Origin of the sequence: Caldimonas thermodepolymerans, assembly GCF_015476235.1 — a bacterium.
GTDB classification, from domain to species: domain Bacteria; phylum Pseudomonadota; class Gammaproteobacteria; order Burkholderiales; family Burkholderiaceae_C; genus Caldimonas; species Caldimonas thermodepolymerans.
The window spans coordinates 557,803-578,194 of the sequence record NZ_CP064338.1 but is presented as its reverse complement, the minus strand read 5'-3'; the positions used below and the strand labels follow the sequence as shown (position 1 = coordinate 578,194).

The 20,392-nt window shown below is 69.0% G+C and carries 15 protein-coding genes and 1 pseudogene; 1 reads left to right on the top strand and 15 read right to left on the bottom strand.

Features of this window, described 5'->3' with window-relative positions; all coding sequences use genetic code 11:
* Positions 1 to 26 precede the first annotated feature (26 nt).
* Genes IS481_RS02845 through IS481_RS02830 form a run of 4 tightly spaced genes read right to left on the bottom strand, consistent with a single transcriptional unit; the run spans position 27 to position 6,795 of the window.
* Positions 27 to 1,598: a long-chain-fatty-acid--CoA ligase gene (locus IS481_RS02845; protein WP_104357116.1), complete on the bottom strand. Its 1,572-nt coding sequence runs from the start codon at positions 1,596 to 1,598 to the stop codon at positions 27 to 29.
* 28 nt (positions 1,599 to 1,626) lie between these two features.
* The gene (locus IS481_RS02840; RefSeq protein WP_104357115.1) at positions 1,627 to 3,462 is read right to left on the bottom strand and encodes an acyl-CoA dehydrogenase; all 1,836 of its coding nucleotides are present in this window, start codon (positions 3,460 to 3,462) and stop codon (positions 1,627 to 1,629) included.
* On the bottom strand, positions 3,462 to 4,646 hold the full coding sequence (locus tag IS481_RS02835; RefSeq protein WP_104357114.1) for an acetyl-CoA C-acyltransferase: 1,185 nt from the start codon (positions 4,644 to 4,646) through the stop codon (positions 3,462 to 3,464). The genes IS481_RS02840 and IS481_RS02835 overlap by 1 nt, the downstream gene beginning before the upstream one ends.
* A gap of 19 nt (positions 4,647 to 4,665) precedes the next feature.
* Entirely contained in the window at positions 4,666 to 6,795 is a 2,130-nt protein-coding gene (locus IS481_RS02830) for a 3-hydroxyacyl-CoA dehydrogenase NAD-binding domain-containing protein (RefSeq protein ID WP_104357113.1), read from the bottom strand.
* Between the two features lie 124 nt (positions 6,796 to 6,919).
* Between IS481_RS02830 and IS481_RS02825 the strand changes: the two genes are divergently transcribed.
* Positions 6,920 to 7,864 carry a DMT family transporter gene (locus IS481_RS02825; protein ID WP_336470044.1) on the top strand — a complete coding sequence of 315 codons (945 nt, stop codon included), beginning with the start codon at positions 6,920 to 6,922 and terminating at the stop codon, positions 7,862 to 7,864.
* Between the two features lie 68 nt (positions 7,865 to 7,932).
* On the opposite strand, the gene IS481_RS02820 is transcribed toward IS481_RS02825, so the two are convergent.
* The 11 genes and pseudogenes from IS481_RS02820 to IS481_RS02770 all read right to left on the bottom strand — a co-directional run bounded on the left by IS481_RS02820 (position 7,933) and on the right by IS481_RS02770 (position 20,353).
* Entirely contained in the window at positions 7,933 to 8,724 is a 792-nt protein-coding gene (locus IS481_RS02820; RefSeq protein ID WP_104357111.1) for an SDR family NAD(P)-dependent oxidoreductase, read from the bottom strand.
* 2 nt (positions 8,725 to 8,726) lie between these two features.
* Entirely contained in the window at positions 8,727 to 9,893 is a 1,167-nt protein-coding gene (locus tag IS481_RS02815) for an ABC transporter substrate-binding protein (protein ID WP_104357110.1), read from the bottom strand.
* 33 nt (positions 9,894 to 9,926) lie between these two features.
* Positions 9,927 to 11,762, bottom strand: coding sequence for an AMP-dependent synthetase/ligase (locus tag IS481_RS02810; protein ID WP_104357109.1), 1,836 nt, complete (start codon positions 11,760 to 11,762; stop codon positions 9,927 to 9,929).
* Positions 11,763 to 11,780: 18 nt separating this feature from the next.
* Positions 11,781 to 12,566, bottom strand: coding sequence for an ABC transporter ATP-binding protein (locus tag IS481_RS02805; RefSeq protein WP_104357108.1), 786 nt, complete (start codon positions 12,564 to 12,566; stop codon positions 11,781 to 11,783).
* The gene (locus IS481_RS02800; protein ID WP_232529441.1) at positions 12,563 to 13,375 is read right to left on the bottom strand and encodes an ABC transporter ATP-binding protein; all 813 of its coding nucleotides are present in this window, start codon (positions 13,373 to 13,375) and stop codon (positions 12,563 to 12,565) included. Before IS481_RS02800 ends, IS481_RS02805 begins: the two co-directional genes overlap by 4 nt.
* A complete protein-coding gene (locus IS481_RS02795; protein ID WP_104357107.1) occupies positions 13,372 to 14,448 on the bottom strand; it encodes a branched-chain amino acid ABC transporter permease in 1,077 nt (358 codons plus the stop codon). The genes IS481_RS02800 and IS481_RS02795 overlap by 4 nt, the downstream gene beginning before the upstream one ends.
* 4 nt (positions 14,449 to 14,452) lie before the next feature.
* Complete coding sequence (locus IS481_RS02790) at positions 14,453 to 15,328, bottom strand: branched-chain amino acid ABC transporter permease (protein ID WP_104357106.1); 876 nt, start codon at positions 15,326 to 15,328, stop codon at positions 14,453 to 14,455.
* Positions 15,329 to 15,574: 246 nt separating this feature from the next.
* Positions 15,575 to 16,207, bottom strand: a complete 633-nt coding sequence (locus IS481_RS02785) for a TetR/AcrR family transcriptional regulator (protein WP_104357105.1) — start codon at positions 16,205 to 16,207, stop codon at positions 15,575 to 15,577.
* Positions 16,207 to 17,052: a helix-turn-helix domain-containing protein gene (locus IS481_RS02780; protein ID WP_104357104.1), complete on the bottom strand. Its 846-nt coding sequence runs from the start codon at positions 17,050 to 17,052 to the stop codon at positions 16,207 to 16,209. The genes IS481_RS02785 and IS481_RS02780 overlap by 1 nt, the downstream gene beginning before the upstream one ends.
* Before the next feature lie 329 nt (positions 17,053 to 17,381).
* A pseudogene (locus tag IS481_RS02775) lies at positions 17,382 to 18,489 on the bottom strand (IS3 family transposase).
* A 283-nt stretch (positions 18,490 to 18,772) separates the two neighbouring features.
* Positions 18,773 to 20,353, bottom strand: coding sequence for an OpgD/OpgG family glucan biosynthesis protein (locus IS481_RS02770; RefSeq protein ID WP_232529440.1), 1,581 nt, complete (start codon positions 20,351 to 20,353; stop codon positions 18,773 to 18,775).
* Positions 20,354 to 20,392 lie beyond the last annotated feature (39 nt).

Sequence of the window (20,392 nt, the reverse complement as noted above, 5' to 3'; positions counted from 1 at the left end):
GCCTCGCATCGGATGAGAACGCGGCCTCAGCTGACCTGGCGGTCGACCGCCTTCCAGTAGGGCTCGCGCAGCACGCGCTTGAGCAGCTTGCCCGACGGGTTGCGCGGCAGGGATTCGTAGAAGTCCACCGACTTCGGGCACTTGTAGTGCGCGAGCCGTTCGCGCGTGAAGCGGATGATCTCCTCCGCCGTGGCCGAGGCGCCCGGCTTGAGCACCACGCAGGCCTTGACCGCCTCACCCCAGGTCGGGTCGGGCACGCCGATCACGGCGCATTCCGCGACCGCGGGGTGGAAGGCCAGCGCGTTCTCGACCTCGGCCGGGTAGATGTTCTCGCCGCCGGAGATGATCATGTCCTTGATCCGGTCGTGGATGTAGAGGTAGCCCTCCTTCATGTAGCCCGCATCGCCGGTGCGCATCCAGCCGCCGTGCTCGTCGCGCCCGAGCGGGAACACCTCGGCCGTGGCCTGGGGGTTGCGCCAGTAACCCTTCATGTTGTGCAACGAGCGCACCCAGATCTCGCCGACCTCGCCTTCCTTCACGTCGGCGCCGCTGGACGGATCGACGATGCGCATCTCGACGCTGCGGATCGGCCGCCCGGCCGAACGCAGCAGGTGCGCGCGCGGGCCGCCCGGGTCATGGTCCTCGGCGCGCAGCGCGGTGAGCGTGCCGGCCGACTCGGTCATCCCGTAGATCTGCACCAGCTGGCAGCCGAAGGTGCGCTGCGCGTCGATCAGCACCTGCTCGGCCACCGGGGAGCCGCCGTAGGCGATCACCTGCAGCGTGGAGAAGTCGCCCCGCTGCGCAGCCGGCGACTGCAGCATGAAAAGCATCATCGCCGGCACGACGAAGGTGTGCGTGATGCGCCGCTCGCCGATGATGGAGATGACGTGCGCCGGATCGAACTCCGGCACCAGCACATTCATGCCGCCTTCGATCAGCGGCATCAGCGTGCTGTTGATGCCCGCGATGTGGAAGAACGGCAGCGCGTTGAGGAACACCGAGCGGCTGCCGTCGTAGCCCATGTCCTCGGCATACAGCTCGTTCATCAGCGTCAGGTTGGCGTGCGTGAGCTCGATGCCCTTGGGCAGCCCGGTGGTGCCGGACGAGAACAGCTGCACCGCGGTGTCCTGCGGGTCGGCCTCGTGGCCCGGGTCCTGAGGCTGGAAACGCGCACGCCAGGTGGCGAAGCTCTCCAGCGGCGCCCCCTCCTCGGTCGACACCACGTGGCGCAGGCTGGGCACCACGGCGCGCCCCACCGTCTCCTGGAAGGCGCGGTCGACCATCAGGAACTTCGCCTCGCCGTTGTTGAGCACGTACTCGATCTCCGGCGCGGCCAGGCGCCAGTTGATCGGCATGCCGACCGCCCCGATCTTGCACGCGGCCAGCACCAGCACGATGGACGGCGCCGCGTGCTTGCTGAGGCAGGCCACCCGGTCGCCCGGCCCCACGCCGAGCGACTTCAGTCCCTGGGCGACCCGGCTGGATTCCCGGTCGATGTCGCCGAAGGTCCACGTGCGTTGCGGGTCGATGCAGGCGATGGCCTGCGGCCGGTCGCGACCCTGGCGGCGGATCGCGGCGCTGAGCGTCAGGTCGCGCATGGGCGGTCTCCTCGGGAACGTGCCGTCGTCAGAACCACTCGTCCTGCATCTCGGCGCACGTCAGGTCCACCGGGTCGAGCACCGCCAGCCAGCCGGGCACGCGCGGCAGCTCCCAGTGGAAGAAGTAGCGGCAGGCCTGCAGCTTGCCGCGGTAGAAGTGCTGCGAGCGCTCGTCGTCCGCGCTCGCGAGCCCTTGCGCGGCGGCGATGCCCTGCTCCAGCCAGATCCAGGCCATCACCACGTGGCCGAAGGCCTCGAGGCAGGGACCGGCGTTGGCCAGGCGCGCATCGGCATCGGGCACGGCCAGCAGGCGCGTGGTCGTCTCGCCCAGGTGCCCCCAGATGTCCTCCAGCGCCTGCGCGTGCGCGGCCAGCGCCGCATCACCGCCGGCGCGGGCACGGGCGATGGTGTCGCGCACGCGCGCGTCGAGCAGCGCCAGCGAGGCGCCGTCATGCAGGCGCAGCTTGCGCCCCAGCAGGTCCAGCGCCTGGATGCCGTGCGTGCCCTCGTGGATCGGGTTGAGCCGGTTGTCGCGGTAGAACTGCTCGACGTTGTATTCGCGCGTGTAGCCGTAGCCGCCGTGCACCTGGATCGCCAGCGAGTTCGCCTCCAGGCACCACTGCGAGGGCCAGCTCTTGGTCACCGGCGTCAGCAGGTCCAGCAGGCGCTCGGCATCGATGCGCGCCTGGGCGTCCGGCGCGCTGTGCTGCTCGTCGATCAGCCGCGCGCTGTACAGCGCCAGCGCCAGCCCGCCCTCGGCATAGGCCTTCTGGGTCAGCAGCATGCGCTTGACGTCGGGGTGGCGCACGATCGGCACCTGCGGCTGGGTCGGGTCCTTCTGCCCGGGCAGCCGCCCCTGCGGGCGGTTGCGCGCGTAGTCCAGCGCATGCAGGTAGCCGGTGTAGCCGAGCACCGCGGCCGACAGGCCCACCGCGATGCGCGCCTCGTTCATCATCTTGAACATGCAGGCGAGCCCCTTGCCCGCCTCGCCCACCAGGTAGCCCAGCGCCCCCGGCTCGCCCTGCGGCGTGTGCCTGCCCTCGCCGAAGTTGAGCAGGCAGTTGGGCAGGCCGCGGTAGCCCATCTTGTGGTTCAGGCCGGCGAGCACCACGTCGTTGCGCTCGCCGAGCGAGCCGTCGGGCTGCACCAGCCGGCGCGGCACCAGGAACAGCGAGATGCCCTGCACGCCGGGCGGCAGGCTGCCGTCCGGGTTGGGGATCTTGGCCAGCACCAGGTGGACGATGTTCTCGGACACCTCGTGCTCGCCGCCCGAGATCCACATCTTGTTGCCGAACAGGCGGTAGGTGCCGTCCGGGCGCGGCTCGGCGCGCGTGCGGATGTCGCCGAGCGACGAACCGGCCTGCGGCTCGGACAGGCACATCGTGCCGAAGAAGCGCCCCTGCATCATCGGCCGCACGTAGCGGTCGACCTGCTCGGGCGTGCCGTAGGTCAGCAGCAGCTCGGCATTGGCGATGGTCAGGAACGCGAAGCCGCTGGTCGCCAGGTTGGCCGCCATCGCGTAGGCCACGCCCGCACGCTCGACCGCGAACGGCAGCTGCATGCCGCCCAGCTCGTAGTCCTGGCGCGCGGCCATCAGCCCCGCCTCGGAGAAGGCCCGCAGCGCGGCCTTCACCTCGGGGATCACGGTCACGCGCTCGCCGTCGAACTGCGGCTCATGCTGGTCGTTCTTCTTGTTGTGGGGTGCGAAGAAGTCGCGCGCGATGGCCTCGTAGGTGTCCAGCGCCGCCGACAACGTCTCGCGCGAGTGGTCTGCGTAGCGCTCGCGTTCGGCAAGCGACTGCACCTGCAGCCACTCGAACAGCATGAACTCCAGGTCGCGGCGCGACAGCAGCAGCGATTCCATCAGACCACCTCGAACAGCCCGGCCGCCCCCATGCCGCCGCCCACGCACATCGAGATCACGACGTAGCGCACGCCGCGCCGCTTGCCCTCGATCAGCGCGTGGCCCACCAGGCGCGATCCGGTCATGCCGTACGGGTGGCCGATCGAGATGCTGCCGCCGTTGACGTTGTACTTCTCCGGATCGATGCCCAGCTTGTCGCGGCAGTACAGCACCTGGCAGGCGAACGCCTCGTTGAGCTCCCACAAGCCGATGTCGTCGACCTTCAGGCCGTGCTGCTTGAGCAGCTTGGGGATCGCGTAGACCGGGCCGATGCCCATTTCCTCCGGCTCGCAGCCGGCGACCGCGATGCCGCGGTAGATGCCCAGCGGCTGCAGCCCGCGCTGCTCGGCCAGCTTGCGCTCCATCAGCACGCAGGCCGAGGCGCCGTCGGACAGCTGGCTGGCGTTGCCGGCCGTCACCACGCCGCCTTCGATCACGGGCTTCAGGCCCGCCAGCGTCTCGACCGTGGTCTCGGGTCGGTTGCCCTCGTCGCGCGAAAGCGTCACTTCCTTGTAGCTGACTTCCTTGGTGTCCTTGTCGACCACCGCCATCGTCGCCGTGACCGGCACGATCTCGGCGTCGAACAGGCCCTGCTGCTGTGCCAGCGCGGTGCGGCGCTGCGACTCGGCCGAGTAGATGTCCTGCGCCTCGCGGGTGATGCCGTACTTCTTCGAGACGTACTCGGCCGTCTGCAGCATCGGCATGTAGGCGTGCGGCGCAGCGGCGATGACGTTCGGGTCCGCGTCCTCGGCGGTCCAGGCCATGTAGCGGTTCTGCACCGCGGAGATGTTGTCCTGGCCGCCGGCCACCGTGACCTGCATGCCGTCGACCATGATCTGCTTGGCCGCGATCGCGATCGCCATCAAGCCCGAAGAGCACTGGCGGTCGATGGTCTGCGCCGCCACCGTCATCGGCAGCCCGGCCGCCAGCGCCGCGTTGCGCGCCAGGTTGCCGCCGGCGGTGCCGGCCGACAGCACGGTGCCGATCACGACGTCGTCGATCTCCGCGCCGTCCACGCCCGCGCGCTGCACCGCGTGGCGGATCGCGTGCGCGGTCATGGTCGGCGACTTGATGTTGTTGAGGGCGCCGCGGAAGGCCCGGCCGATCGGGGTGCGCGCGGTGGAAACGATGACTGCTTCTCTCATGGAATGCTCCGGTGGTGATTCACTTGAACGGCCAGTCGGCGAACTTGCGGCCCTGGGCGATCATGTCCGTCAGCAGGGCGGCGCGCGTCCAGTAGCCATGCGCGTCGCCGCGCTCGCGGGCGTAGTGGTCCAGGCGCTCGGCGATGTGCGCCAGCCCGATCGCGTCGGCCATGTGCATCGGCCCGCCGCGGAAGTCGGGGAAGCCGTAGCCGTTGATCCAGACCAGGTCGATGTCGCCGGGCCGGTAGGCGATGCCTTCCTCGAGGATCTTCACGCCCTCGTTGATCAGCGGATAGACACAGCGCTCGATGATTTCCTGGTCGGTGACCTCGTCGGCGCGGCGGCGGATGCCGTGCTGCTGCGCCAGCTCGGCACAGACCCGGTCGACCTCGGGGTCGTGCAGCGGCGTGCGGCCCTCGTAGCGGTAGTAGCCCGCGCCGGTCTTCTGCCCGAAGCGGCCCAGGTCCATCATCTTGCGCACCACGCTGCGGTACGAGGGGTCGTCGGGCAGCCCGCCGGCCTTGTCTCGCTCGATCACCACCTTGGCCGCCACGTCCAGGCCGGCCAGGTCCAGCATGCGGCAAGGCCCCATCGGGAGGCCGAGCGACTGGATCGCGCGGTCGATGCGCTCGGGCGTGACGCCTTCCATCAGCAGGAAGTCGGCCTCGCGCAGGTAGGGCTCGAGCATGCGGTTGCCGATGAAGCCGTAGCACACGCCCGAGACCACCGGCACCTTGGCGATGGTGCGCGCCAGCTTCACGATGGTGCCCAGCACGTCCGGCGCGGTCTTCGCGCCGCGCACGATCTCCAGCAACCGCATCACGTTGGCCGGGCTGAAGAAGTGCATGCCGAGGAAATCGGCCGGGCGACCGCTGGCCTCGGCCAGCATGTCGATGTCCAGCGTCGAGGTGTTGCTCGCGATGATCGCGCCGGGCTTGCAGACCTGGCCGAGGCGGCGGGCCACGTCCATCTTGAGGTCCATGTTCTCGAACACGGCCTCGATCACCAGGTCGCAGTCGGCCACCGCGGCGATGTCCAGCGCGCCGGTCAGCAGCGCCATGCGCTTGTCCGGGTCGTCCGGGCGCAGCTTGCCCTTGGCGGCGCTGGCCTCGTAGTTCTTGCGCACGATGCCCAGGCCCCGGTCCAGCGCGGCCTGGCTGGTCTCGACGATGGTCACCGGGATGCCGACGTTGGCGAAGTTCATCGCGATGCCGCCGCCCATGGTGCCCGCGCCCAGCACGCCGACCTTGCGGATCGGCCGCGGCGCGACGTCCGCCGGCACGCCGGGGATCTTGGTCGCGGCCCGCTCGGCGAAGAACAGGTGGCGCAGCGCGCCCGACTCCGGCGAGGTGCGGCACGCCTCGAACAGCTGCGCCTCCAGCGCCTCGCCCTGGTCGAACGGCAGCGTCGCGGCGGCCTGCACGCAGCGCACGATGCGCTGCGGCGCGGGGTAGGCGGCCTTCCTGGTCTTTGCCTCGGCCAGCGCCTTGTCGAAGAAGTCGGGCTCCACGCCTTCCAGCGACACCTGGCGCTCGCTGGTGCGGCGCGCGCCCTGGCCCTGCTCGACCAGGCGGTTCGCGTAGGCCATCGCCTCGTTCAGCAGTGCGTCGTTGTCCGCGGCCTCGACCACCGCGTCGACCAGGCCGGCCTCGAGCGCCTTCTGCGCGGCAATCGGCTTGCCCGACAGGATCATGTCCAGCGCCATGCGCACGCCGACCAGGCGCGGCAGGCGCTGCGTGCCCAGCGACCCCGGCAGGATGCCGAGCAGCACCTCGGGCAGGCCCAGCTTGGTGCCTGCCGCGGCGATGCGGTAGTGGCAGGCCATCGCCAGTTCCAGCCCGCCGCCCAGCGTGGTGCCGTGCAGTGCCGCGACCACCGGGATGGAAAGCCGCTCCAGCCGCGCCAGCGTCTCGTTGAACGGACGGGCCGTGAAGCCGGGCCTGGAGAACTCGGAGATGTCGCCGCCCGCGACGAAGGTGCGGCCGTGCGCATGCACGACGATCGCCTTGAGCCGCGTGTCGCCCTCGATCGCCGCGACCACGCATTGCAGGCCCTGCACCACGCCGGACGAGAGCGCGTTGACGGGCGGGTTGTCGATGTGCAGCACGCCGATCGCGCCGCGGACTTCGAGGGTGACCAGATCGCTCATGGGGTCCTGTGCAACTGTCGGAAGAAGGCCTCAAGCTACCAGCCGAGCCCCGGCGAGGCTTGCGTCAAGTGGCTGCTGCGGCGCCGCGGCCAGTTGACACAAGCGCCCGCCCGGGCGCGCGGGCATCATCGCGGCGTCAGGAGAGACGGCCATCGACACGACCGCCACGTCACCGCGCACCGACGTCCGTTGGCTGCTGCTTGCCACCACCGTGCTGTGGGGCACCAGCCTGCCCGTCATCAAGCTGCTGTCGACGCACTTCGACCCGCTGTGGCTGTCCGGCCTGCGCATGGGCGTGGCCTGCCTGCCGCAGGCGCTGCTGGTGCTGCATGCCCGCCCGTCCGGCTGGGCACTCAACCTCCGCCAGCTGTGCGCGCTCACCGCCTGCGGCATCCTGATGGTCTACATCAACCAGTGGCTGCTGGCCGTCGGCATCGCGCGCAGCAGCGCCACCAACGCCTCGCTGATCACCGCGCTCAACCCGCTGCTGTCGGGCCTGGTCGCGCTGCTGCTGCTCGGCGAGCGCCTCGGTGGCCGGCGCCTCGCGGGCGCCATGCTGGGCCTGGCCGGCGTCGCGCTGGTGATCCTGCACCGCCCGGCGGCCGAGCTGGCCGAGGCCGGCGTCGGCGACCTGCTGGTGCTGCTTGCGGTGCTGTCGTTCACCTTCGGCGCGGTGCTGGTGCAGCGCCTGGCGCGCGGCATCGACGCGCTGCGCATCAGCCTGTTCGTCCACGCGGTCGGCGCGGCCTGCCTGCTGCTGCACGGCAGCGCGCAGGCCTGGGCCACCGGCGCTGCGCCGCGCCTGTCGCCCGACCCGCTGTGGTGGTGGGTCGCGGTGCTCTCGGGCGTGGTGTCCACCGGCATCGGCGGCCTGATGTGGAACGTCGCGATCGGGCGCATCGGGATGAGCCGCGCCTCGGTCTGGCTGTACTGGATGCCGGTGTTCTCGGTGCTGGTGTCGGTGCTGTTCCTCGGCGAATCACTCACGCTGTGGCACCTGGTCGGCCTGGGCCTGGTATTGGCCGGCACGCGGCTGGGCACCCGCTCCGGTGGTGCGCGGCCCGCCTGACGGCGGATGCCGCAACGCCATGAAGAATGGGGGCCGCAGCCCCCTTTCTTCATTTGGCGCCGTACCGGTCACATCCAGGTCAGCACCTGTCCGCCGTCGACCGGGATCGCCGCGCCGGTGATGTAGCGGCCGGCATCGGCTGCCAGCAGCAGCGAGACGCCGTCCAGGTCGTCGGGCTGCCCGAAGCGGCGCATCGGCGTGCGCTTGACGAGCGTCTCCTCGAAGGGCTTGAGCGCCTCCTGCATGTCGGTGGCGATGTTGCCGGGGCAGATCGCGTTGACGCGGATGCCCTTGCTGGCCAGCTCCAGCGCCATCACGTGGGTCAGGTGCACCAGCGCCGCCTTGGAGGCGCAGTAGCTCGACAGCGTGCCGCCGGCGCGCAGCCCGGCCGAGGAGGCGATGTTGATGATCACCCCGCTGCGGCGCCGCACCATGCGGCGTGCCGCCTCCTGGGCCACCAGCATGGCGCCCTTGAGGTTGGTGTCGAACACGCGCGCGATCTCGGCCTCGTCCTGCTCGATGAACGGCTTGCTGTAGATGATGCCGGCGTTGTTGTAGAGGATGTCGACCGGCGCGCCGGCCACCTGCTCGGCCGCATCGAACGCGGCGGCGATGGTCTCGCCGCGGGTCACGTCCAGCGCCACGCCGTGGGCCGCATGGCCCTGACCGCGCAGCTGCGCCACGGCCTCGGCGAGGCGGTCCATGCGGCGCGCCGCCAGCACGACCTGCGCGCCGGCGGCGGCGTAGACCCCTGCGATGTGTCGTCCGATGCCGCTGGAGGCGCCGGCGATCAGCGCCGTGCGCCCCTGCAGCCCGAACAGCGCTGCCCAGGGCAGCCGCGGTGCCGGGTCATGGCTCATGGTCACTCTTTCGTGTCCAGCCAGTCGCTGACGACGCGCCACTTGCCGTCCACGATCTGCACCAGGCGGATCTTGCGCACCGCCAGGCGGTGGTTGTCGCTCACGTCGAAGCCCGGGTTGCCCAGCTCGTCGGGCTGGAGCTTGACCGTCTTGAGCGCCTGGTTGAAGGCCTCGGTGGTGAGGTTGGGACCGACCTTCTCCGCCACCTTGGCGAACACGTCGAGCGTGTAGTTCGAGTACATCGAGTACAGGCCCGGGTCCTCGTTGAAGCGCTTCTTGTACGCCTCGTAGTACGCGCGCACCGCCGGGTTCGGGTCATCCGCGTACGGGATCGGCGTGAAGGTCGCGGCGTACAGGCCGTCCATCGCCTTGCCGCCCAGCGCCGGCACCTGGTTGGAGTAGCTGGCCGCCGAGGCGAGGAACTCCGGATTGAAGCCCAGCTTGCGCGCTTCCAGCACCGCGCCGACCGCCTCGCGCAGCGTGGTGCCCAGCAGGACCAGGTCACAGTTGGCCGCACGCAGCTTGGCCATCTGCGACGAGAAGTCGGTGGCGCCGCGCTTGTACGAGGTCTTCTCGACCAGCGAGCGGTTGATGGACTTCAGGTAGTCCTCCATGCCGCGCAGCACGTCCTGGCCCATCTCGTCGTCCTGGTACAGGATGCCGATGCGCTCGTACTTCTTCTTGCTCAGCAGGTGGGCCAGCGAGGCACGCGCCATCGAGTGGTACGAGGGTGCCAGCCCGATCTTGTAGGGGCTGGGCGGGTCGTACAGTTCCTTCGAGGCCGCCTGCGGCAGGAAGTTGTAGACCTTGTTCTCCAGCAGGATCGGCTGCGCGGCCAGCGCGGTGGCCGTGCCCAGGTGCCCCAGCACCGCGAACACCTGGTCGCGCACCACCAGCTTCTGCGCCGCCATCAATGCCCGCTTCGGGTCGTAGGCGTTGTCCTCGATGATGAGCTTGATCTTGCGGCCGTTGATGCCGCCCTTGGCATTGATCTCGTCGGCCTTCATCAGGAAGGCGTTGCGGGCTTCCTTGCCGTACAGCGCGATCGGGCCCGAGAGGTCGGTGATCACGCCGAGGACGATCTCCTTGTCGGTCACGCCCTGCGTGGCCGAGGCGGCCAGGCTGGCGATGGACAAGGCCGCCGCTGCTGCATATGCCTTGATGCTCATCCGGTTGTCTCCTGTGGTCGTGGTGAAGGGGGGTCAGGCCGCCTTGGCGGCATACATGGACTCGATCAGCTCGGCGTACTTCTGGCTGACCAGCTTGCGCTTGAGCTTCATCGTCGGCGTCATCTCCTCGTCCTCGGCGGTCAGGCGCTGCTCGATCAGCCGGAACTGCTTGATCTGCTCGACGCGCGCGAATTCCTGGTTGACCTTCTCGATCTCCTCGCCGATCAGGCGGATCACCTCGGGGTTGCGCGTCAGCGAGCGGAAGTCGCTAAACGGGATGTTGCGTTCCTGCGCCCAGCGCTCGACGTTCTCCTGGTCGATCATCACCAAGCAGGTCAGGTAGGGCCGCTTGTCGCCGATGACCACGGCGTCGGTGACGTAGGGGCTGAACTTGAGCTGGTTCTCCCACTCCGACGGCGTGATGTTCTTGCCCCCGGCCGTGATGATGATGTCCTTCATCCGGTCGGTGATGTAGAAGTAGCCGTCCGGGTCGCAGCGGCCCACGTCGCCGGTCCTGAGCCAGCCGTCGTCGAAGGTCTCGGCGGTCTTGTCCGGCAGGTTGAGGTAGCCCATGAACACCTGCGGCCCGCGCACCTGCAGCTCGCCCTCGGGGGAGATGCGCAGCTCCATGTCCGGCATCGGGACGCCGACGCTGCCGATGCGCGCACGCCCCGGCGGGTTGCAGGCCGCCGCACCCGCCAGTTCGGACATGCCCCACAGCTCGTCCAGCTCGATGCCCAGCGCCAGGTACCAGCGCAGCAGGTCGGGCGAGATCGGCGCGGCCCCGGTGATCGCCACGCGGGTGCGGTGCAGCCCCATCATGCGGCGCACGTTGTCGAGCACCAGCACGTGCGCCAGCCAGGCGCGCGCGCGCACCGGCCAGGGCACCGGCTCGCCGCGCTCGCGGTGGCGCGCCGCCGCCATGCCCCAGGCAATCGCCTTGCGGTAGGCCCACTGCTGGAACGGCGCCGCCTCGCTGACTGCGGTGGTGACGCGCGAGTAGAGCTTCTCCCAGATGCGCGGCACGCCGCCGAACAGGTGCGGCTGGATCTCCTGGATGTTCTCGAACACCGTCTCCGGCCGCTCGACGAAGTTCATGCGCGCGCCGCCCAGCATCGCATAGTAGGTGCCGATGATGCGCTCCGAGACGTGGCACATCGGCAGGAAGCTGACCCGCTCCGCGTCGTGCAGGCGCGGCAGGAAGCGGTCCAGCGCGCCGATCGCCGCCAGCAGGTTGGCATTCGAGAGCATCGCACCCTTCGGGCGGCCGGTGGTGCCGGAGGTGTAGACCAGGATCGCCAGGTCCTCGCGGCCGCGCGACTGCAGGCGCTGCGCCACCTCGTCCGGGTGGCGCTGGCGGCGCGCGCGGCCCAGCTCGCACAGCCGGTCCAGGCTCATCACCTGCGGGTCCTCGAAGTCCTCCAGGCCCTTCATGTCGAACACGATGACGCGGCGCATGCCGGGCAGGCGCTCGCGCACCGTGAGGTACTTGTCCAGCTGCTCCTCGTCTTCGACGAACAGGTAGACGCTGCGCGAGTCGTCGCACAGGTACTCCAGCTGCGAGGCCGAGTCGGTCGGGTAGACGCCGCTGACCACGGCGCCCGCGGCCAGCCCGCCCAGGTCGGCCCACAGCCACTCGCGCCGCGTGTTCGAGAGGATGGAGATCACCTCGCCCGGCTGCAGGCCGAGCTCGATCAGGCCGGCGGCGATGTCGCTCACCGTCTCGCGCACCGCGTTCCAGCTGTACGACTGCCAGATGCCGAGTTCCTTCTGCCGCATCATCACGGCGTCGCCGCGTGCCCCGGCCAGCTGCCAGAACAGCTGGGCGATGGTCTGCGCCCGCTCGACGTGTCCCTGCGATCCGTTCATGCGCACTCCTGCATCGCGCTAGCGCCAGTTCTTCTTTTTCTTCCAGCGTCGCTCGCCGCGCACGCCGGCATCCTTCATGCCGAGGTAGAACTCCTTGATGTCGTCCTTCTCGCGCAGCGCCGCACAGGTATCCTCCATGACGATGCGGCCGTTCTCCAGCACGTAGCCGTAATCGGCAGCATTGAGCGCCATGTTGGCGTTCTGCTCCACGACCAGGATGGTCGTGCCGCGCTCGCGGTTGATGCGCACGACGATCTCGAAGATCTCCTTGGTCAGCTTGGGGCTCAGGCCCAGGCTGGGCTCGTCGAGCAGCACGATCTGCGGGTCGGCCATCAGCGCGCGCGAGATCGCCAGCATCTGCTGCTGGCCGCCCGACAGCAGCCCGGCGTTCTGCTGCGCGCGTTCCTTGAGGATGGGGAAGTAGCCGTAGACCATCTCCAGGTCGCGCGCCACGGCGTCGCGGTCGCTGCGCGTGTAGGCGCCCATCAGCAGGTTGTCGCGCACCGACAGCAGCGGGAACACCTCGCGCCCTTCCGGCACGTGGCTGATGCCGCGCCGCACGATCACCGACGGGTCCTCGCCCACGATGGAGCGGCCGTCGTACAGGATCTCGCCCTTGTCCGGGTCCAGGATGCCCGAGATGGTCTTCAGGATGGTGGTCTTGCCCGCGCCGTTGGAGCCCAGCACCGTGACCACCTCGCCGCGCGCGACGCCGAGGCTGATGCCGCGGATCGCCTTGACCTGCCCGTAGGAGCTCTCGACGTTGGCCAGCCGCAGGACGGCCCGTTCCTCGCGCGTGCTCATGCCGCCCTCCGCAGGTTGGAGACGTCGTCGAAGCTGCCCAGGTAGGCCTCGACCACGCCCGGGTGGCGCTGCACCTCGGCGGCGCTGCCCAGCGCCAGCACCTCGCCCTGGTTCATCGCCAGCACCCGGTCCGAGACGCGCGACACCAGGGTCATGTCGTGCTCGACCATCAGCACCGTGATGCCGAGCTGGCGGCGGATGTCGCGGATCCACCAGGCCATGTCCTCGGTCTCTTCGGTGTTCAGGCCCGACGAGGGTTCGTCGAGCAGCAGCAGCTCCGGCTGCGAGCACAGCGCGCGGGCCAGCTCGACCACCTTGCGCACGCCGTAGGGCAGGCCTGCGACGATGGCGTCGCGGTACACCTGCAGGTCGAGCAGGTCGATCACCTCCTCGGCCTTGCGGCGCGCGGCCAGCTCGGCGCGGCGCGAGCGCGGGGTGGCCAGCAGGTTGCTCCAGAAGCCCGACTCGCAGTGCGCGTGGTAGCCGATCAGCAGGTTCTGCAGCACGGTGGCGTGTTCGAACAGCTCGATGTTCTGGAAGGTGCGCGCAATGCCCAGCTTCGCGATCGCGTGCGGCGGCACGGCGTGGATCTCGCGCCCGCGGAACACGATGCGCCCGGTGGTCGGCGTGTAGATGCGGCTGATCAGGTTGAACACCGTGGTCTTGCCGGCGCCGTTGGGTCCGATCAGCGTGAACACCTCGCCGCGGCGCACGTCGAAGCTCACCCCGTTGACGGCGCGCACGCCGCCGAAGTGCATGGACAGGTCCTTGACGGACAGCAGGATCTCCGGCATCGCGATCTCGCTCATTTGAGCCGCTCCGACCGTTGGAAGGATTTCTGCCGGCGGAACATGCCGCGGCGGTAGAAGGGGAACAGGTCCAGCCAGGTGCGGATCTTCAGCCAGCGCCCGTACAGCCCCGTGGGCTCGAACATCACGAAGGCCATCAGCACCAGGCCGTAGATCACCGCCTGCAGGCCCGAGGCGCTGCCCAGGCTGCCGGGCAGCAGGTCCTTGAGGAACACGATCACCTGCGGCATCGCGATGATGAAGATCGCGCCGAGGAAGGCCCCGTGCACCGAGCCGAGGCCGCCCACCACCACCAGCAGCAGCAGGTCGACCGACTGCAGGATGCCGAACTGCTCCGGCGAGATGAAGCGCAGCTTGTGCGCGTACAGCGCCCCGGCGATGCCCACCACCGCCGCCGAGAAGGCGAACGACAGCGTCTTGTAGTACGCGAGGTGGATGCCCATGCTCTGCGCCGAGACCTCCGAGTCGCGGATCGCCACGAAAGCGCGCCCGGTCTTGCTGCGCAGCAGGTGCAGCACGCCCAGCGTGACCAGCACGCAGATCACCAGCGCGAGGTAGTAGAAGCTCTGCTCGGAACTGAAGTCCATGCCGAGGATGCGTGCGGGCTTGACCAGCAGGCCGTTGTTGCCGCCGGTGACGTCCTCCCAGCGCACCATCGCTTCCTCGGCGATGAAGCCGAAGGCCAGCGTCGCGATCGCGAGGTAGATGCCCTTGACGCGCAGCGCCGGCAGGCCCACCACCACGCCCGCGGCGGCGGACAGCCCGGCGGCGGCGGCCAGCGCGAGCACGAAGGGCACGCCTGCCTGCGTCAGCACCGCCTGCGTGTACGCGCCCACGCCGAGGAAGGCCGCGTGCCCGATGGACAGCAGCCCGGTGAAGCCGGCCAGCGTCATCAGGCCCAGGCCCGCGATCGCATAGATCAGGATGAACGACAGCTGCGAGAGCCAGTAGCGGTCGGCCACCAGCGGCGCGGCCAGCAGGGCCACCATCAGCAGGCCGTACCAGAAGGCCTGGCCGGAGTGCCGGACCAGTCGCAGGTCCTGGCGGTAGTCGGTCTTGAAGAGGAAACGCACGCTGCTACACCTTCTTGCGCAGGTTCTCTCCGAACAGGCCGTTGGGCATGATCACGAGCATGACGAGGACCACGATGTACGCGGCGATGTCCTTGAAGCCTTCGGGCAGGTAGAAGCCGGAGAACGATTCCGCCAGCCCGATGATCAGGCCGCCGACCACCGCGCCCGGCAGGCTGCCGAAGCCGCCCACCACCGCCGCCGGGAAGGCCTTGAGGCCGATGAAGCCCATGTTCGCGTGCACGAACATGATGGGTGCGAGCAGCAGGCCGGCCACCGTGGCCACCACCGCCGACAGCCCCCACACCAGCGCGTTGAGGCGCTGCACCGGGATGCCCACGTAGTACGCCGCCAGCTGGTTCTGCGAGGCGGCCTGCATCGCGATGCCGACCTTGCCGTGCTTGAAGAACAGGTACAGCGCGGCGCACAGCAGCGCGGTCACGGCGATCACCACCACCTGCTCGGCGCCCAGCACCGCCGGGCCGATCCGGATCACCTCGCCGCGATACGGCGCAGGCAGCACGTGCGTGTCGGTGCCGATCTCCGGGATCATCGTGATCAGCCCGCGCATCACGTAGCCGGCGCCGATGGTCATCATCACCACCGTGAACTGCGGCTGCCCCAGGATGGGACGGATCACGCAGCGCTCCATCAGCGCGCCGAAGCACGCCATGCCGACCACGGCCACCAGCGCCGCGAGCAGGAACGGCAGGCCGACGAACTTCATCAGCACCAGCGCGCAGAACGCACCGAGCATCATCAGCTCGCCCTGGGCGAAGTTGACCGTCTCGGTCGCCTTGTAGATCAGGACGAAGCCCAGCGCGATCAGTGCATAGATGCAGCCAAGCGCGGTGCCGGACAGCACCAGTTGCAGTGCCACCACCGTTGTCTCCTCGCCGGGTCTGTGGGCCCGGTCTTGCCGCACTATAGGAAGTTGGTCCCGCGCGCACTTGCGTCAACCTGCTAGCGTGGGGCCATGCCCTGCAACGCGACGCCGGCATGCGCCTTTCACGCGACGCGGGATGGGCATGCCGGCGCGTACTGCGTCCATGGCGCGCGGGTGATCAGGACGTGAAGGGAAGGAAATGCGCCGCGAAACCGCGAGGCCGGGGGTGACCGGGCACGCCGTTCAGGCCACGATCAGGCGCAGCAGGATGTCGCCGAACTCCTCGGCGCTGTAGTGGCCGTGCGGGCGGAACCAGGTCATCGCCCCGCCCAGCGCGCCGTGCAGGATCAGCCCCGCCGCGCGCGCCTCGCAGCGCAGCAGGCCTGCGGCCTCGCAGTCGCGCAGGGCACGCCGCCAGCAGTCGGTGTAGCGCGCACGCAGGCGGGTCAGTTCCGCCTTGGCGGTCTCCGAGGCATGGCGCCACTCGAAGAACAGCACCGCGTGGTAGTCGCCGCGCTGCTCGTGCACGATCAACCCCAGCTCCAGCCGCACCAGCGCGCGCAGCTGGCGCAGCGGGTCGCTTTCCTCCTGCATGATCTTCTCGGCCTGCAGGCAGGCCGAGTAGGCCGCCTCCCGCATGATCTCCAGCAGGATCTCTTCCTTGGACTGGAAGTGATGGAACAGGCTGCCCGAGAGGATGCCGACCTCCTCGGCGATGTCGCGCACCGGCGTGCCGTTGAAGCCACGCACGCGGAACAGGCGCGCCGCCGCGTTGAGGATGCGCTCGCGCGGCACGGCCGGGTCCGCCGCGCGGCGCTCCGCGCGTGCGGTGCGCCGGGCCAGGCGGGCTTCGTCGGGGGCGGTGCGGGGCGGCATCAGTGCGCGGTCGACACCAGGCTGGCGTCGTGGATGACGGCCAGCGTGCGCGAACCGGCCATGATGTCCTTGGGCGTGAGCCCCCAGTAGCGGCGCACCGTGTGGCTGAAGTGCGAGGAATCCGGGTAGCCGGTTTCCAGCGCGATGTCGGTCAGGTTGCGGTTCGCGTTCACGTAGCACATGAAGTTGCGCGCGCGCTTCCAGGCGCGGAAGCGGCGGAAGGTGGTGCCGACCTCTTCCTTGAACAGGTGCAGGAAGCGCGAGAATGATAGATCGACCTGCTGCGCGTAGTCCTCGGCATTGACGCTGTCCGACGGGTTGCGCTTGATGCGGTTGACCACCGCCGCGACGCGGCACTCGAGCTGCCGCATCGGCATGCGCGCGCCCAGGATGAACTCGTCCAGCCGCGTGCGCACCGCGTTGATGTGCATGTCGCCGCCGGCCAGCGCCAGGAAGGCCTCGCGGATCGCCGGATGGTGCAGCTGCGCCCCCCCTTCGGTGGCCAGGAAGCCCAGCTCGGGCGGCAGCTGCGCCAGGTCCACCGACTCCGGCTCGATCATGTAGACGCCGATGCGGCGGTCCACCGTCGCGACCTGGTGCGGCGTGTCCGCCTGCACGACGAACATCTCGCCGCTCTGCCAGGCGCCGTCGCGGATCTTCAGGCTCAGCGGCGAGCCCAGCGACACGTACAGCGTCAGTGCGCCGAACTCCCGCGTCAGCGGGCGCCCCAGCAGGCCCGCATAGCAGATGCGGTCGGGGGTGATGAGCATGAACTTGCCCGAGGCCGGCCCCTGCACCATGCCGTCGGCGCCGAAGGACCGGGCTTGCTGCGATGCGATCTTCATCTCCACACTGTCTCCTCTTGCCACCCGGCGGCTCGCGAGGTGCGCACCCCGATGGCCGCCTTCTCCTTGCCGTCGTCGCGCGGCGCGCGATGACCAAGCAAATGTTTGGTTTGCTGGCTAGTGTTGGCGCAAGTGGCGGCGCGGGACAGGGGGATTTCCCTCATGAAAGGGCTCGAGGAGGATCCTTTTCAGGGTTGTCCCGCACCGGGCAACGTGACAAGCAAACGCTTGGTTCAGAAAAGATCGACTTGCGTGCGGTCGCGAAGGCCGCGTTTGAGGCGTCGAAGCGATGCTCTGGAGGAAGCGCCACCGTTGCGTAAGCTTCCCCGTCAAGCAGGCATTTCAAAAGTAGAACTTCCGGCGACGCGTTGGCGGTACTCGGCCGGGGTCAGATCGCCGAGCGAATCGTGGGGACGCTCCTCGTTGTACTCGAGCATCCACCAGTACGCGGCCTCGCGCACGTCGTCGAGGCGGGTGAACAGGGGCTGGTCCAGGACCTCCTCGCGGAAGGTCCGATTGAAGCGTTCGATGCAGGCGTTCTGGTTGGGCTTGCCGGGCTGGATGTACCGGATGGCCATGCCGTTGAGCTTGGCCCACTGCACGAAGGCCTCGCCCAGGAACTCCGGGCCGTTGTCGGTACGCAGGACCTGCGGCAGGCCGTGGTCGCGCTTGAGCTGCTCGAAGATGCGGACCAGGCGCGTGGACGAGATCGAGGTGTCGACCTCGATGTGCAGCGCCTCGCGGTTGAAGTCGTCGACCACGTTGAAGGTCCGGAAGCGGCGGCCACACGCCAGCGCGTCGGCCATGAAATCCGCTGACCAGACGGCATCGGGCAGCAGGGGAACGTAGAGCGGTACGCGTTCGCGCTTGGGCAGCCGCTGCTTGGCCTTGCGGCGCAGATCGAGCTTCATCGCCTTGTACACTCGGTAGATTCGCTTGTGGTTCGACGCGCACGGCGCAGGACCTTGCAACACTTCCAGAAGCCGCGGCTCGGGCGATTCTCGACCACCTCGGCCAGGGCCGCGATGATCTCGGCATCCCGTACCGTCCAGTGCACCGGCGGCTGGTACCACGCTGCCCGCGACAACCCAACGCAATCACAGGACCGGCTCAGGGGCCGCGTGTGCACCTCGACCAGGTACCGCACGGCCTCGCGCTTCTGCTCCGGCCCTACAGTTTTTTTGCGATCAGATCCTTCATCGCGGCGTTGTCGAGCGCCAGCTCGGCGTACATCCGCTTGAGCCTGGCGTTCTCCGCTTCCAGGTCCTTGACACGCCGCAGCTCGGAGGCCTCCAGGCCGCCGTACTTCGACTTCCACTTGTAGTAGGTCGGAACGCTGATGCCGGCCTGCCGGCAGATGTCCTTGACCGGCACGCCGGCGTCGGCCTGCTTGAGGATCGAGACGACCTGGGTGTCGGTGAAACGGGACTTCTTCATGGAACCTCCTGGCTGGGGAAAACATGCCAGAAAGTTCTACTTATGGGGTGTCTGCGGATCGGGGAAGCTTACGCATACACCCACTGGGCGGTTCGAGTGTAGCTATCCGGGGTGAGAGAGGAAGCTACAACCATCCCCGTCGAGCACCTCCAGCGCCTGCCGAGTGTAGCTATCCGGGGTGAGAGAGGAAGCTACGACATGACGAGGGGCTGGTGCACTCGGTCCATCGCAGGCAACACTGCAGCAGCCCTCGTCGAGAGCTGCTCGGCCACCGCCCGACGCCTCACTGGAACTTGCGCTCCGCAGGCGGCGGCGGGTCCCACTGGTACAGCCAGGTCTCGGTGAGCGGCTGGCCGTCGCATTGCAGGTACAGCCGCAGGTCGATCGGCCGGGTGCTGTCGTCCAGCGGGCGCAGGTCGAACATCGCGCGCCAGCCGTTGATGGCGTGCAGCGGCCGCGCGGACGTGATCTCGATCTGCCCGCGCGAGGCCCAGATCACGGGCTCGACCTTGGCGTCCTTGCCGATCAGCGACAGGTCGCCGCCGGCGAAGTCCACCGCGAAGCGCCACGAGAAGTACTTGCGCGGCTGGCCGACGATGCCGCCGATGCCGGTGCGCGTGGCCACGCATTCGGCCAGCGGCGGCCGCGCGGGCGGGTGCGCCCCCCAGTAGAGGCGATAGCCGAACAGCAGCTCCTGCCCGGGCTGGGGCTTGTCGGCCGGGTTCCAGAACGCGACGATGTTGTCGAAGGTCTCGTCGACGGTGGGGATCTCGACCAGCTGCACCGAGCCCGGCCCCCAGCCGTGCTTGGGCTCGACCCACAGGCTCGGGCGCTTGTCGTAAAACACGCCGTCATCCTGGTAGTGGTCGAAGTTGCGGTCGCGCTGCAGCAGGCCGAAGCCGCGCGGGTTGTTGTCCTGGAAGGCGTTGAAGCGCAGGTGCGCCGGGTTGGTCAGCGGGCGCCAGATCCACTCGCCGTTGCCGGTCCACATCTGCAGGCCGTCGGTGTCGTGGATCTCCGGGCGCCAGTCGTTGGCCATGCGCTTGTCGTTCTCGCCGAACTGGAACATGCTGGTGCACGGCGCGATGCCGATGCGCTCGATCACCTTGCGCGGGTACAGCGCGGCGTCGATGTCCATCACCTGCGTGTCGCCCGGCGTGATCACGAAGCGGTACGCCCCCGCGATGCTGGGCGAGTCGAGCAGCGCATAGACCGTCAGCGTGCTGGACTGGCGCGCGGGTTTTTCGAGCCAGAAGGCGACGAAGTTCGGGAACTCCTCCGGCCGGTTCATGCCGGTGTCGATGGCCAGCCCGCGCGCCGACTGGCCGTACTGCCACTCGCCGCCCACCGCGCGGAAGTAGCTCGCGCCCAGGAAGGCGGCGATGTCGCGCTGCAGGTCGGTGTGGAAGTTGATGCGGAAGCCCGCGAAGCCCAGGTCCGGCGGCAGGCGCTCGGCCGGCACGCCGCTTTCGGAATGGTCGAACAGCGCGGGGTCGTAGGCGATCTCCTGCGCCTGGCCGTCGACCACCTCGAACATGCGCACCGGCGACTTGAAGAACAGCCCCAGGTGGAAGAACTGCGCCTGGAAGCGCAGCTGGTCGTCGCGCCACAGCGCGCGCTCCTTGCGGAAGCGGATGGACTGGTACTGGTCCCAGGTCAGGTTGTCCAGCCCCTTGGGCAGCGTCGAGCGCGGCGCCTGGTAGGGCCGGCTCGCCAGGTGGCGGGCATGGCCCTTGAGCCAGGCGTAATCGAACGGCTGGGGCTTGCCGATGGGCTTGAGGTCCGCGGCCAGCGCCTGGCCGTGGAGCAGCGAGCCGCCCGAAGCCAGGGCAGCGAGACAGGACAGGAAATGTCGGCGTTGCACGGTGCGTACGTCGGTTCGAAAAACCAGCAGGAACACTGC